We start from the raw sequence: 14,802 nt of genomic DNA, 5'->3' as shown, positions 1-14,802 counted from the left end.
TATGCACGTTGACTTACATCCTGACCTGGCCGACAGCATCGCCGCAAAAGGTGCCCGGGACCTGCTGAGCGCCTGCGTGCACTGTGGCTTTTGCCTGGAAACCTGTCCGACCTACCTGGAAACCCGGGATGAGCGGGACAGCCCCAGGGGCCGCATTTATCTTGTTCGGCAATTACTGGAGACCGGCACCGCTTCGGCTACCACGCGGCACCATCTCGATCGATGCCTGACCTGCCGCAGCTGCGAAACCACCTGTCCGTCGGGCGTCAAATATGCACAACTGGCAGAACTGGGCCAGCATTTGACGGAGCAGGCCGCACCAAGGCCCCGGCCCATGCGGCTGTATCGCTGGCTGCTGCGCGAAACCATCAGCCGGCCGCGATTATTTGCGCTACTGCTGGGGGTGGGGCAACGACTGAGACCTCTGGTGCCAGGGCCGCTGCGCCTGCAGATTCCACGCCGGCAGCAACGGCTGCCTGTGCCCGCGACCAGCCGGCCACGCACGATGCTGGTTCTCGAAGGCTGTGTACAAGCGGCGGCCACCCCGAACACCAACGATGCAGCACGCCGTGTATTAGATCAACTGGGTATCAGCCTGCAGGCGGCCCCACGGTCCGGCTGTTGCGGTGCCGTGCAACAACACCTGGGCAACGAGACCGGTGCGCTGGCCAATCTGCGCCACAACATTGATGCCTGGTGGCCCCACATTGAAGCCGGTGCCGAGGCCATTGTGAGCAGTGCTTCAGGCTGTGGCGCAATGCTGGCAGACTACGGTCGCTTGTTGGCCGATGATCCTGCCTACGCCGTAAAAGCGCGGCGGGTCAGTGAGCTGGCCTGCGACCTGGGCCAGGTCCTGGAGCGCGAGGATCTGTCGTCATTGCGTCCCGACACCGGTTGCGGCAAGGTTGCGGTACACACACCCTGCTCGCTGCAACATGCGCTCAGGGAACCCACACTGGTGGCCACAGTGCTTCGGCGCGCGGGCTTCAGCCTGGCAGATACTCGTGAAGATCACCTGTGTTGCGGCTCTGCGGGCACCTATTCATTACTGCAGCCCGCGCTCAGCGACTCTTTGCGCCGGCGCAAGATCAGGGCCCTGAGCGGGGACCAGCCGGCGATCATTGCAACGGCCAATATCGGCTGCCAACTGCAGCTGGCAACGGCGGCGGTACCCGTTGTCCATTGGATCGAGCTGCTGGATCCGGCGAGACCCGTCTCAGCCCGCAAGTAAACCCCATTTGCCGTCCCGCAACTGCAGCCAATGCGCCAGCACAGGCGAACTGTCCACGCCAGCCTTGTGCCGGAGGTACACGGATTCGTGCACCTGGGCGGTAACCGGCATTCGGCGCTGATAGCGCCCCAGGGCGCGCCAGAAACGCTGGTAGGAACGATGTGCACCCGCAGTGTGATCAAGATTCCCCGGATCAACCAGGTGCGGCTCAAATACCAGGCCCGCAGCCTCGGCTTCGCGAGCCATCCAGGCCAGCGGAATGTCACTGAGCAGGGCACCGGTTTTATCCGCCGCATAGCCGCCACCGATATCCGCATGTACGCCGGCAAACCAGACCTGCTGGAGATCCGCGCTGCCTGACTCATGCCACAGGGTGGGCTCGAAATCTGCACGTTCTTCGTCCATGGCCACAGCGTGACGCGCCACCCGCACATTGCTGCCCAGCACCGGGTCAAAAAACAGGTCTTTTTCCTCGGCAAAAGCCAACACCCGGGTGGGAATACCCAGTGCCCCTACGGTATCCCAGACGCCGATAAAATCCACTGAAGCCCTGGAGCCCTCTACGGCATTGGCACGTCGCCAGCGCTCGGCGGCCGCGGAGCCAGGTTTTGCGTTACGTCGCTTGTAAAGGTCAAACGCCTCGGGAATCCGCTGCGCCTGTTCGCGCTTGAGGATGCCACAGTTATTCAGCATTCCCGCCAGGCAACGGACCGTGTAGGCACCGCGACTGAACCCGAACAGAAAGAGGCGATCACCCGGATTGTAATTCTGCACAATAAAACGATAACCATCCTGGATATTCTTCACCATGCCAAGGCCGCCGGTACCGCCCCTCACCCGGGAATAATAGGAGCCAACCCCCCAATCGTAAAACACGACCTGTTTGTGCCCGGCCGGGGTCAGTGGGCTCAGTGCCCTCGCGACCCGCAACACATTGGTCGGGTTTTCACTCTCAGGATCATTCCAGGTACCATCCGCACAGATCACAATGTGTTTGCCTTGATACTTCCCCATGGCGCTGCTCCGAATCGCGGTAGCAGATAGTCTAAACCGGATTTGGTTATAAGCGCGAGATCCCTTGTTCCAAATCAATAGTCGACGCCGGGCACTATCTCTGCTTAGATAAAAATGCGCGTTCGCGCGTACTGCGATGTACCGGCCTACGGTTTTTCCGTTCCGTACAGTTCACAGCTCACCCACAGGAGTCGGCAGTGCCCACCAGAGCACACACCCATTCCACTGTCGGCGCTTGTGGAAGCAACGTCTCAAGGGAGGCAGTTCTATGAAAAAACATAAACGCGACACCAGTTCCCGGGCTTTTGACCGTGGCTATCGTGCCGGGGTTTCCGGTCGTAGTGTTGATTTCTGCCCACATGCCCAGGAGGAACAGCGCCAGCACTGGGTATCCGGTTGGCGTGAAGGTCGTGTTGATCAATGGGATGGCCTGACGGGTATCTCAGGCGTCCACAAAATGCGTGTTTCCTGAAACACCCGGAAACACAATAACGAATTGAACAGAGGTGCCGGGGGCTGTTTCCAGCCCCCGTTCAAACGTGCAGGCTGCTCTGCGCCAGGTCCAGCAACTCCCGTATGGCCACCGCGAACATCGCGAAATCCGGTGCATCTGTAGTGTGTAGCTCGGTTAACATATCGTGCCATCGCCCAAGTAATTGCGCCTGCTGGTGTTCCCAGGCAGCAATGCATGTCTCGAGACTTTCGTCATCAGGCTGTCGATGACGGAAAGCCCCTACTGCCAGTGCACGTTGTTGCCATTCAAGGTCTTCCAGATAGGTATCCCGCGCCATGGCCTGCCATTCGTTTTCGACCTTGGCCGCAATAATCTGGCCGCCGAACCAGTCGAGCTCCAGGCGCTCACCCAGCTCGAAATACAGTTCCGCCACCTCAAACAACTGCGCGCCGGTTTCGTGGGCTGTTTGAATAATGCCCAGGGCGGTATAGCCCTGTAGTGAACCGGCGACCAGCTCGGCCAGCGCCGGCTCGACCCCTTTGCTCTGGTAATGGCGCGACAAAGCCTTGTACTGGTCTCCGGCCCGTCCCCGTAGCATGGCGGGCAGGGCTGCCTGTAACTGGGCGACCCCGTCGCCGAACTCGGCTATCGCCAGGGTTGGCGACATTTCATGGCGCCTGTTACGCAACAGCCAGCGAGTCGCTCGCCGCACAAGCCTGATGAGACTGTGCATCATCTGTTGCTGCACAATGGCATCGATCTGGTAATCCAGCCCCTCGATCTGCTCCCAGATGTCGTCCACTGCATAGATACTCATGACCGCGGTGTAGGCACGGGCAATATCCGCGACCGGGGCACCGGTCGCCTTGCGCAACCGGGCGACAAAATTGAATCCCGCACGGTTTACGATATCGTTGGCCACCTGGGTGCACATGATCTCGCGGCGTAGCCGGTGTTCCCTGACCTCATCGGGGTAGCGCTCCACCAAGAGAGGCGGAAATGCCGTGGCTACTGCGCCCGCCAGATGCGGATCAATACCGAGGTCTGACTCAATAAGCGCTTCCTTCAGGATAGATTTGCTATAGGACACCAGTATCGCAAGCTCCGGCCGCGTCAACCCTTTGCCCTGCACTTTCCGGTCGGCGAGTGCCTGATCGGAAGGAATAAATTCGAGCTCCCGATTGATTTTTCCGGTCTGTTCCAGGGTGCTGATAAAACGCCGGAACTCACCATTGCGCTCTTCTGCCTGCAACTCCGCAAGGCTTATTGCCTGCACCTGCCGATAGTTATTCTGCAGCACCAGCCGGGCGATACTGTCGGTCATTTCCTCCAACAGGATGTTGCGCTGTTTTTCAGTAAGATCACCGCGCGCGACGACCGCATTCAGCAGGATCTTGATATTAACCTCGTGGTCGGAACAGTCGACCCCACCGGCGTTATCGATAAAGTCGGTGTTCGAACGCCCGCCATGCAGTGCGTACTCTACCCGCGCCAACTGGGTCATCCCCAGATTGCCACCCTCGCCGATAACCCGGCAGCGAAGATCAGTGGCATCTACCCGCAGGGAATCATTCGACTTGTCGCCAACGTCGGTGTGGGATTCCGTCGTGGCCTTGATATACGTGCCGATGCCGCCGTTCCATAACAGGTCGGCTCGCGCGCGCAAAACATGGGAAATCAGGTCATTCGGGGTCAGGTGGTCGCTATGAATATCAAAGCGGGCCTTCATTTCCGGCGAAATGGTGATGGCCTTGGCCGAGCGCGAAAAAATGCCACCGCCAGCGGAAATCAACTCGCTGTTGTAGTCACTCCAGCTCGAGCGCGGCAGCTTGAACAGGCGTTCGCGTTCGCCAAAACTGATCGCTGCGTCGGGTTCCGGATCAACAAACACATGCAGGTGGTTGAAAGCGGCGAGCAACCGGATATGGGGCGACAACAACATGCCGTTGCCAAACACATCGCCGGCCATATCGCCGATGCCGATCACGGTAAAATCTTCTTGCTGTGTGTTGACCCCCATCTCGCGAAAATGCCGCTGCACTGAAACCCAGGCGCCGCGAGCAGTAATGGCCATCTGCTTGTGGTCGTAACCGGCACTGCCGCCGGAGGCAAAGGCATCGCCCAGCCAGAACTGGTATTCATGGGAAATGGCATTGGCAATGTCGGAGAACGTGGCGGTGCCCTTGTCGGCTGCCACTACCAGATAGGGGTCTTCGGCATCCTTGCATACCACCAGTGGCGGCCGCAAAATACCAGTCTCGGTTCGGTTATCGGTAATATCCAGCAAGCCGCGGATGAATATCCGGTAACAGGCGATACCCTCTTCCTGCACCTGATCGCGGCTCATTTCGGCGTGCAGGCACTTGGCCACAAAGCCGCCCTTGGCCCCGACTGGAACGATCACCGCATTTTTTACCTGCTGGGCTTTAACCAGGCCCAGCACCTCGGTACGAAAATCCTCCAGCCTGTCTGACCAGCGCAAACCGCCGCGCGCCACCTTGCCGCCACGCAAATGTATACCCTCGATACGAGGGGAATAAACAAAGATCTCGTACAGCGGTATCGGCTGGGGCACACCGGGAATATCCCGGGGGCTGAGCTTGAAGGAGAAATAGGACTTGAGTTTGCCGTCGTCCGCCTGCTGGAAAAAATTGGTACGCAGTGTCGCCTTGATCACCGTTACAAACTGGCGAATGATGCGGTCCTCGCCAAGATTCTGCACTTCCTCGAGAGCGTCCAGGATACGCTGTTCCACTGCCACTTCGCGTTGCGCCCGCCACTCATCATCGCCGTCAAAAACCGGGGAAAATCGGGTCAGGAACAGCTCCACGATACCTGCGGTAATATGCAGGTGATTGGCCATCGTCTCGGCGATGTAGTCCACACTGTATGGGAACTGGAGCTGTCGCAGGTAACGGGCATAGGCGCGCAACAGTGCGATTTCACGCCAGCTGAGGCGAGTGCCGAGCAGCAACCGGTTGAATGAGTCATTTTCTGCCTCGCCAAACCAGATGCGGCTGAAGGCATCCTCGAACTCGTCCCGCACCTGCTCGAGGTCAATATTATTGGACAGTGAATAAATCAGGCTGAATTCCTGGATCCAGTACCGGCTGCCGTCGCTGGCCCGCACACCGTAAGGTCGCTCCGAGACCACTCGCAAGCCAAGATTCTCGAGAATGGGCAACACATCGGACAACGGCAATAACTCGCCGCGCTGATACAGGCGCAGCCGCAGTTTGTCATCACCCTCCTCCAGCAGGCGATACAGCCGCATGGCAAGAGCTTCATCGCGCTGCAGGGACAGGATCTGGTTGATATCCATCACCGCTACGCGCGGGTCAAAATCGTCGCGATAACCGGGTGGAAAACCCGCACCCAGGTCGCGCGCGTATTGCTCACCCGCTTCTTCGCCAAACTCTTCAATCAGGCGAATTCGCAGCCGGTCTTCCCATACCAGTGTCGCCTGCACGATCTGCTCCTCAATTTCATTAACGTCATAAATTTGTTCGATCGTCGGGTTAACCCGCAAAATGAAGTGTACGCGGACCAGTACGGACTCAGAAAAATAGGTGTTGAACTCGGCATCTTCAGCGCCGAATGCCCTGCACAGGATCTCCTGTATCAGCAGTCTCTGTTCGGTGTTGTAGCGATCCCTCGGCATGTAAACCAGGCAGCTGAAAAACTTGCCGTGCGCGTCGCGGCGCACAAAAAGGCGGGTTTGGCGACGCTCCTGGATACGGTTGATCGCGGAAACCGTCTCCGATAACTCCCTGACACTGGATTGAAACAACTCATCCCGGGGGAACAACTCCAGCACCCGGGCCAACTCGCGCCCGTCGTGTTCGGTCGGGTCCAGCTTGGAACGCTGCACGACCTGGCGGACCTTGCGCCGCAAAATGGGTATCGACATGGGGTTCATGGTGTACACGGACAAGGTATACAAACAGATAAAACGATGCTGGCCAATGACTTCACCCAAGGGGTCAAAGACCTTGACTTCAATGTAGTCGGGATAGGCCTGCCGGTGCACACGTGACCGGGTTCTCGACTTGGCAAAACTCAATTGCCGCCGTTGCAGTTCCTCGGATGCCATACTGTTCAGATCGTCCTGCAAATCGAGGGCACCACGGGTGGTGCGCAGGCGCTGCATGCCCAGGCTCCGGCTCTCATCAACCAGCACTTCAAAATCAGGACCCTGCCGGTTCACTTGCAGGTATTCATAACCGAGCATGGTAATGCGGTCACGCTCCAGCCATTGCAGGAACTTGACCGCCTCATCGCGATAGACGGGGTCAACGCAGTTTGTGGCTGCGATAGTTTCGCGGGCTGCCTGGAGTTGGGTCCGCATTGCGGAAAAATCGTCGACCACCAGTGCGACCTCCTGGAGGATATCGCGCAGGATATCTCCCAACTCGGTAAGTTGCTCCGGGTGCGAGTGCCGCCCTATCTCAAAATACAGGAGGCTTTCGTGAGAGACCTCGGTGAATTCTGCCTGCCCGGCTGGCAGCACTTCAATCAGCTGGTGGTCAATTTCCCGCCGGGATTCCAGATTGCAACTGGCAAGTGTGTGGATACGGATATTGCGCTGATTCAGCTCGCCGCGAACCGATGCCGTGCAAAACGGCAGGTCCCGACAGAGAATGACAATGACCGTAGAGTTACTCTCCCAACCGTGCCGTTGGATATCGGGATTGAAAATCTGCACCTTGGGCTCGGGAGCGTCCCAGGACTGCATAAAATGTAAAAGTCCGTAGAGGCAGCCATACAGGTTTTCAACCGCACGATTACGCATGTCCTCTGCAGGGAAGCGACTGAAGAAAACCGCCGCCAGGCTATGCAGCGACAATCGATCCTGCGGGGCACCGTGCTTTTCTATGTGTACAGACAGCTCGTCCAGCAGGTTTTTTTTCAATGCATCCCAGGCCATAATTCGCGCGTATACTCCGGGCCTGCAACAGGCCATTCTGGTATTGTTATCACTGGATGCAGTCTAGCGTAAACGACCGTGGATGTAGTTACCACGCACCGGAACTTTTACACACTGGGCCAGTCTCATGGTCACCCTGACACGGGGACGTGAACAACGCCACCTGTTTGGCTACAATGCGCGCTCATGACAAAGTGCCCGCGGCGCTGTGGCTCCAGCGGCCGAAAAAACACACTATTGAGGAGACTGCGTGGCAAGTGCAGATATAAGAACACTGGAAACCTGGCTTAGCGGGCAGATTATCGGCCAGGCCCACCTGGTGGAGAGACTCATCATCGCTTTGCTCGCAGATGGCCATTTACTGGTTGAAGGGGCTCCCGGACTGGCCAAGACACGGGCCATCAAGGCCCTCGCCGATGGCATTGAAGGCAGTTTCCACCGCATACAATTCACCCCTGACCTGCTGCCCGGGGACGTGACCGGTACCGAGATCTACCGGCCCCAGGAAGCGAGCTTTCATTTCCAGCGCGGCCCCATCTTCCACAATCTCGTGCTCGCCGATGAAGTCAACCGGGCGCCGGCCAAGGTGCAGTCGGCCTTACTAGAAGCCATGGCCGAACGCCAGGTAAGCGTGGGCAGCGATACCTGGCCACTTCCCGAATTGTTTATGGTAATGGCGACCCAGAATCCTATTGAACAGGAAGGCACCTATCCACTGCCCGAGGCCCAGCTTGATCGTTTCCTGATGCACGTCAATGTCGGCTATCCCGATGCGGCGGCCGAAATGGCCATTCTTCGCCTGACCCGCGCGGAAGCCGGCGGTAGCGCCACCACCGCACCTCCACCGCTGAGTCAGGAAGCAGTCTTCGCCGCTCGCCGTGAAATTCTCAATCTGCATATGGCAAGTACGGTTGAGAATTATATTGTGCAGCTGGTCATTGCCTCGCGACAGCCCGAACTCTATGCCGAGCACCTGAGCAGCTGGATCGAGTATGGGGCCAGTCCCCGCGCGACAATCGCCCTTGATCGCTGCGCCCGCGCACACGCCTGGCTGCGGGGTCAGGAGTTTGTCAGCCCCGACGATGTTCAGGCAGTTGCCGCCGATGTACTTCGACACCGCCTCATCCTCAGCTTTGAAGCCGAGGCCAACGGCACCACCGTCGATCAGGTTATTGCGGAACTGCTGGCCCTGGTGCCTGCAGCCTGAGGCTGTTGTTGATGCGGACGTCTGATTTCACCCAACCTGCAGTGGGCGCCCATATTGACCTGGCAAAACTGATAGGCCTGCGCCTGGCTGCGGGCCAGCTGAAACTGACCCGGCGCACGCGTGCCCTGTCGACGCTTGCCGGCCCCAATAAGGCGAACTTCCGCGGTCGCGGTATTGACTTTGAAGAAGTGCGCAGCTACCAGCCTGGCGACGATATCCGCACCATTGACTGGCGGGTGACCGCACGTACCGGCACTGCCCATACCAAGGTATTCCGTGAGGAGCGCGAACGCCCGGTACTGGTGGTTGTGGACCAGCGTAGCAGCCTGTTTTTCGGCTCGCGTAATTGTTGCAAATCCGTACTCGCCGCGGAGCTGGCAAGCCTCTTGGCCTGGAGCGCACTTGGCAACGGCGACCGGGTCGGGGGCCTGGTTTTCAATGAGCACGATCACCGCGAAATACGCCCCCGGCGCAGCCGCAAAACAGTACTGGCGATTTTGTCAGAAGTGGAATCCTTCAATCGGGCCCTGCCGCTCGAGTACCCCGGGGAAGAGGACAGCCTGGGCACCATGCTCGCCAACCTGCGCCGGATAGTACGCCCGGGCAGCAGTGTCTACCTGATCAGCGATTTCCAGGGTGCCGAGACCCCTGCCGCCCGGGAACATTTGTCGCGCCTGGCACAACATACCGAAATCACCGCGCTGTCCTGTATCGACCCGATTGAGCAGACATTGCCGCCGCCGGGTCGCTACGCAGTAACCGACGGCAAACAGCGCCGTGAACTGACGACGACTGACCAGCGCCTGCGACAGCGCTTTGAACAACAACAGGCCAGCCGCAACGAAGCGCTCAACCAGGATTTACAGCGACTGGGCATACCGTTGCTGCAGGCTTCGACCCTGGACTCGCCATTCCAGCTGTTACAGCGCTATTTCGGGCAGGCCCGGCGATGAATCCCCAGGATCCACTGGCCGACCTGCAACCCTTGCGACCGGCAGAAGCGCTCTCCTGGTGGCCTCCGGCACCGGGCTGGTGGCTCTTGCTGGGCCTGTTGGTGGCAGGGCTGTCGGTGATGGCCTTTCTATTGTGGCGTCGCTACCGGCGCAATCGCTACCGGCGCGTGGCACTGCAACAACTGGCGAGGATCACCGATAGCCATGCCTACCACCAGGACCCCGCGCGTCTGCTCGGTGAGGTTAACAGTCTGCTAAAAGCGGTTGTCCTGCACAGCTACCCGAAAAGCGAAATGGCTTCTGTTACCGGGGAACGCTGGCTGCAGTTCCTCAACGATGGCCTGGAGCAACGCGGTAGCTCCCTGCGCTTCCCCGAGTCAATCGGCCCAGACGCCTACAGTGCCGCACCCCAAGTCGGGAATAGTGACGAGCTGGTAAAAGCCACGCGGGCCTGGCTCCGTTTGCACCGGAGCCGCAGATGATCGAGTGGTTATGGCCCCTGGTTCTTTTATTGTTGCCGCTACCGTGGCTCGTGCAGCGCTGGGCGCCGCCGGCAAACAATCGGGAACCGGCCCTGCGCGCGCCCTTCTTCAACCAGTGGCAACAGCTCAGCGAGGGCCGCAATCCTCATTCCAATAGCGCCAGTCGCGGCACTCTGCTGATATTGTGGTCGTTATGGCTGTGCCTGTTGCTGGCCGCGGCTCGACCCACCTGGGTCGGAGAGGCCATTGAGCTACCCAAAAGCGGTCGCGACCTGATGCTGGCGATCGATATATCGGGCAGCATGCGTGTTGAAGATATGCAGGTTGGCAATAGTCTCGTGCGCCGCATTGATGCGATCAAGGGCGTCGGCGCGGAATTCCTCAACAGCCGCCGGGGTGACCGACTGGGGCTTATCCTGTTTGGCAGCAACGCCTACGTCCAGTCGCCCCTGAGTTTTGATGTAACAACCGTGGAGCGGTTTCTGCTGGAGGCCCAGATCGGTTTTGCCGGCCAGGAAACGGCGATTGGGGATGCTATTGGGCTGGCAGTCAAACGCCTGCGGGAGCGACCTGCCGAAAGCCGGGTGCTGGTGCTGCTTACTGATGGCCAGGATACTGCCAGTTCCATTACGCCGCTGGACGCCGCGCGCCTGGCGCAGGGCCTTGGTATCCGCATTTACACTATCGGTGTCGGCGCCGACCAGCTTTCTCTTCCTGGCCTGTTCGGCTCCAGCTTTGGTAGCCGCCGGGTAAACCCCTCCGCCGACCTCGATGAGGAGACGCTGCTGGAAATCGCCAGGCTCACCGGTGGTCGCTATTTCCGGGCACGGGATCCCCAGGAACTGGCGGGGATCTATCAGTTGCTGGATAAGCTCGAGCCTGTGGAACAGGACGTCGCGGTTTATCGTCCCCGTCAGGCCCTGGCGCACTGGCCACTGCTGTTGGCACTTCTGCTGAGCTTCGGGCTGGCAATACAACACTGGCGCCGCCTGGGCGGCACACTGCGAACGCCGGCTGCATGGATACGGGAGCAACGCCGTGATTGAGGCACTATCTGGCCTTCACCTGATACGCCCGGCCTGGCTCTGGTGCGCCCTGCCCGCCCTTGGCCTGGCCTTATTGCTATGGCGGCAGCGCTTGCAGGGTGGCGGCTGGAGCAGGGTTATTGCGCCGGAGCTGCTACGCCATTTCATCGGCCGCGATGACCGGCGCACTCGCAACACGCTGGTACCGGTTATCCTGGTGGCCTGGCTGCTCGCCTGCGTTGCCGCCGCCGGTCCCAGTTTCAAGAAAATGCCGCAGCCCATGGAGCAGGTACAGGATGCCCTGGTTCTGGTGCTGGACTTGAGTTATTCAATGAAAGCCACGGACCAGGCGCCGTCGCGACTGGATCGGGCGCGGCAGAAACTGCTCGACTTGCTGGCTGAGCGGCGCGAAGGCCAGACCGCGCTGGTAGCCTATGCCGGCGATGCGCACGTGGTAACACCACTAACGGATGATATCCAGACCATCACCAATCTGCTACCGGCGCTGAAACCGGACATGATGCCGCTACCGGGTAGCGACCTGTCGGGTGCCGTGGAGCTTGCGGTTGAACTGCTGCACTCGGCCGGCATGATCAGCGGCCGCATCCTGGTGCTTAGCGATGGCACTGCAGACGCCCAGGTATCGAGTGCCACCAGGGCCCTGCGCGGCAGTGGGGCAACCCTTTCGGTGCTGGCACTGGGCACGGCCAGCGGGGCGCCGATGCCATTGCCTGGTGGCGGGTTTGTCAGGGATAGTAACGGTGCAATCGTGCTGCCGGGACTTGACGAGGGCCCCCTGCAAAAACTGGCTCGCGATACTGGCGGGCGCTATCGGCGCCTGGAGATTAACAACAGTGACCTCGCCTATCTGCTCGCGGAACAAACTCTCCCGGGAACGGACAACACCATCACTACAGACACCTCAGCGGACACCTGGGAGGATCAGGGCTATTGGTTGGTGCTGCTGCTCCTGCCGCTGGCACTGGCCCTGTTCCGTCGCGGCTGGATGCTGGGCGGTGTACTGCCGTTGGTGCTGCTGCTTGATCCCCAGCCCGCCACTGCCCAGAGCTGGCAGGACCTGTGGTTCACTCCCGACCAGCAGGGCCTTCGCGCTCTACAGGAGGGCGACGCCGAACGCGCCGCCGAACTGTTTGAAAACCCTGACTGGGCAGGCACCGCGGCTTTTGCCCAGGGTGATTACAGCGCGGCTGCAGAGCATTTCAGTGCCCGGGACAGCGCCGATTCGTGGTATAACCGCGGCAATGCCCTGGCCCGAAAGGGTGAACTGGTGCCGGCGGCGAATGCCTATAAACGTTCTCTTGAGCTGGAACCCGGGCGCGCCGATGCGGAGACCAACCTCGCACTGGTGGAAGCCCTGCAGCAACAGCAACAGGAACAGGAGGGACAGCAGCCCTCTCCCGAAGAGTCCCAGGACCCGGGACAATCAGACGGCGAGCAGAATGACCAGCAGGGCGATCCGCAGGCGGCAGAGAACGCCGGCGAGCCTCCTGCTGACCAAAAGCCTGAACAAAACGGCGAGCGGGAACCGTCTGCCGAACCGGAACAACCACGCCCCGAACAGCAACAACCGGCTGCTGACCCGCTGCTCGATGAAACGACGGAAACACCGGGGGACGCCTCGCCGACTCCGGCGGCCGACGGTCAACCACTTCCCGAAGTAGAGGTCCCGGAACTTTCCCTGGAGGAAGCGGAACGCAACCAGGCGCTGGAGCAATGGCTGCGCCGGGTACCGGATGACCCGTCGGGATTGCTGCGGGAAAAATTCAGGTATGAAAGTCGCAAGCGACAACAGCAACAACCAAGGAATACAAATGAAGCGAACTGGTAGCCAACTGGCGTTGTGCGCCCTGCTGCTGATGTTCAGCAGCGCACTGCACGCTGCGTTTGACGTCTCTGTAGACCGCAGGAATCTTGCCCTGGGCGACAGTTTTCGCCTGGTTATCACCTCTACCGGCAACGAGGACCTGAACGACCTTGACCTGCGCCTCTTGCTCGCTGATTTCGAGATTTTGCAACGCGGCACCAGCAGCAACACCAATATTATCAACGGCCAGCGCTCGCGAACCCGCCAGCTGACCCTGGACCTGTTGCCTCGCCGCGAGGGTACCGCCTATATTCCCGCTTTCAGTACCGACGCTGGTAACAGTGAGCCGATCGCCATTGAGGTTGGCCCTACCCCGACTGTGGAAGATGGCGACCAGTCGGTCCTGTTTGAAGCAGAGGTGGATCGCACCGAGGTGTATGTCCAGGAGCAGATAGTGCTGACGCTGCGCATTCAACAGGCAATCAACCTGGATAACCGCAGTATCAGTGACCTGCAGCTTGCCAATGCATTCGCCAAACCCCTGGAACAGAAATCTTTCCAGCGCAATGTTAATGGCCAGCCCCGGCTGGTCCACGAAGTGCGTTATGCCATTTTCCCGGAGCAAAGCGGCACCCTGGAAATCCCAGTCCAGGTGTTTACTGCACGGGAAAGCCAGGCCCGACGCCGGGCATTTGACTTCGGCAGCAGCGGTCGCCAGGTACAGCGACGTAGCGAACCCTTGACCGTTACGGTGAAACCGCGCCCCGATGCCTTTCCCGGCAGTACCTGGCTGCCGGCGCGCAATCTCATCCTGGAGGAAAGCTGGTCAGCCGCACCGGAGCAATTGCAGGCTGGAGAGTCCGTCACCCGCACCATAAGCCTGCGTGGCGAGGGTCTCCAGGGTGCGCAATTGCCGCCTGTTGAATTTGTACAGATCGCGGGGCTCAAATACTACCCCGACCAACCACGGGTTGAGGATCGCGAAGATGACATCGGCCTGGTCGGTTTACGCCAGGACAGCGCCGCCCTCGTGGCAACTGCATCAGGTAACCTGACGCTTCCCGAACTGAGGATTCCCTGGTGGGATACCGAGGCTGATACGCTGCGCCACGCCGTCCTGCCGGCCCGGAATATCGTTGTCTCCGCAGCACCGGGGGCTGCCGCTCTTCCGGCACCGGACACCAGTGCCGTCGTTGTCACATCGCCGAGCCGGGGTGGCGCGGTTAACGAGGCCCGGCTGCGGCTCTGGCAGATACTGACGCTGGTGTGTGCGCTGGGCTGGCTGGCAACGGTGGTCTGGCACCGTCGCCAGAGAGGACAGGTAGCGACGCCTGCCGCTGACAAGCCTAAGGAAAACCGCGCCGCCGGGAGGGCCTTCAAGCGATTACAGGCCGCCTGTGCCAGTAACAGTGCCGCACAGGCCCGTCAGGCACTGCTCGCGTGGGGCCAGGCCCGACTCGCCCCGGCACCGTGCCAAAGCCTGGCGACGCTGACCACTACCCTGGGCGACCCCGACCTGTCAGGAGCGGTCTCGCAACTGGACCGGGCTCTGTATGGCGACCATACCGGTCCCTGGGATGGAACGGCGCTACTGGCGGCAGTGACACGTCACCAGCAGGCAAAACCGACTACAGGCGCAGCGGGCGATGCCGTGCTGGACCTGTACCCGGGCAGCGCTCGTTAG

General features: G+C 60.1%; 10 protein-coding genes. 8 read left to right on the top strand and 2 right to left on the bottom strand.

The window, feature by feature from the left end:
- The first annotated feature begins 1 nt into the window (after window position 1).
- Window positions 2-1,231: a glycolate oxidase subunit GlcF gene (gene glcF / locus CWI75_RS08640; RefSeq protein ID WP_101521111.1), complete on the top strand. Its 1,230-nt coding sequence runs from the start codon at window positions 2-4 to the stop codon at window positions 1,229-1,231.
- Here the strand turns inward: glcF and CWI75_RS08635 are convergent.
- The gene (locus tag CWI75_RS08635) at window positions 1,217-2,245 is read right to left on the bottom strand and encodes a DUF2235 domain-containing protein (RefSeq protein WP_101521110.1); all 1,029 of its coding nucleotides are present in this window, start codon (window positions 2,243-2,245) and stop codon (window positions 1,217-1,219) included. The genes glcF and CWI75_RS08635 overlap by 15 nt on opposite strands.
- Window positions 2,246-2,513: 268 nt before the next feature.
- Between CWI75_RS08635 and rmf the strand changes: the two genes are divergently transcribed.
- Window positions 2,514-2,717 (top strand): ribosome modulation factor, encoded by a 204-nt coding sequence (gene rmf, locus CWI75_RS08630; protein WP_101521109.1) that lies wholly within the window; start codon window positions 2,514-2,516, stop codon window positions 2,715-2,717.
- Window positions 2,718-2,778: 61 nt separating this feature from the next.
- Here rmf and CWI75_RS08625 read toward each other — a convergent pair whose 3' ends face one another.
- Window positions 2,779-7,626 (bottom strand): NAD-glutamate dehydrogenase, encoded by a 4,848-nt coding sequence (locus tag CWI75_RS08625; RefSeq protein ID WP_101521108.1) that lies wholly within the window; start codon window positions 7,624-7,626, stop codon window positions 2,779-2,781.
- Between the two features lie 250 nt (window positions 7,627-7,876).
- Here CWI75_RS08625 and CWI75_RS08620 point away from each other — a divergent pair, with 250 nt between their 5' ends.
- Genes CWI75_RS08620 through CWI75_RS08595 form a run of 6 tightly spaced genes read left to right on the top strand, consistent with a single transcriptional unit; the run spans window position 7,877 to window position 14,802 of the window.
- On the top strand, window positions 7,877-8,833 hold the full coding sequence (locus CWI75_RS08620) for an AAA family ATPase (RefSeq protein ID WP_101521107.1): 957 nt from the start codon (window positions 7,877-7,879) through the stop codon (window positions 8,831-8,833).
- A gap of 11 nt (window positions 8,834-8,844) precedes the next feature.
- A complete protein-coding gene (locus CWI75_RS08615) occupies window positions 8,845-9,786 on the top strand; it encodes a DUF58 domain-containing protein (protein WP_101521106.1) in 942 nt (313 codons plus the stop codon).
- Window positions 9,783-10,268 (top strand): DUF4381 domain-containing protein, encoded by a 486-nt coding sequence (locus CWI75_RS08610; protein WP_101521105.1) that lies wholly within the window; start codon window positions 9,783-9,785, stop codon window positions 10,266-10,268. Before CWI75_RS08615 ends, CWI75_RS08610 begins: the two co-directional genes overlap by 4 nt.
- Window positions 10,265-11,314, top strand: a complete 1,050-nt coding sequence (locus tag CWI75_RS08605; protein ID WP_101521104.1) for a vWA domain-containing protein — start codon at window positions 10,265-10,267, stop codon at window positions 11,312-11,314. The genes CWI75_RS08610 and CWI75_RS08605 overlap by 4 nt, the downstream gene beginning before the upstream one ends.
- Complete coding sequence (locus CWI75_RS08600) at window positions 11,307-13,142, top strand: VWA domain-containing protein (protein ID WP_101521103.1); 1,836 nt, start codon at window positions 11,307-11,309, stop codon at window positions 13,140-13,142. Before CWI75_RS08605 ends, CWI75_RS08600 begins: the two co-directional genes overlap by 8 nt.
- Entirely contained in the window at window positions 13,126-14,802 is a 1,677-nt protein-coding gene (locus tag CWI75_RS08595; protein WP_162300033.1) for a BatD family protein, read from the top strand. The genes CWI75_RS08600 and CWI75_RS08595 overlap by 17 nt, the downstream gene beginning before the upstream one ends.

Origin of the sequence: Kineobactrum sediminis (assembly GCF_002868715.1) — a bacterium.
Lineage (GTDB): Bacteria > Pseudomonadota > Gammaproteobacteria > Pseudomonadales > Halieaceae > Kineobactrum > Kineobactrum sediminis.
This window is presented reverse-complemented; position numbering and strand designations above follow the sequence as displayed.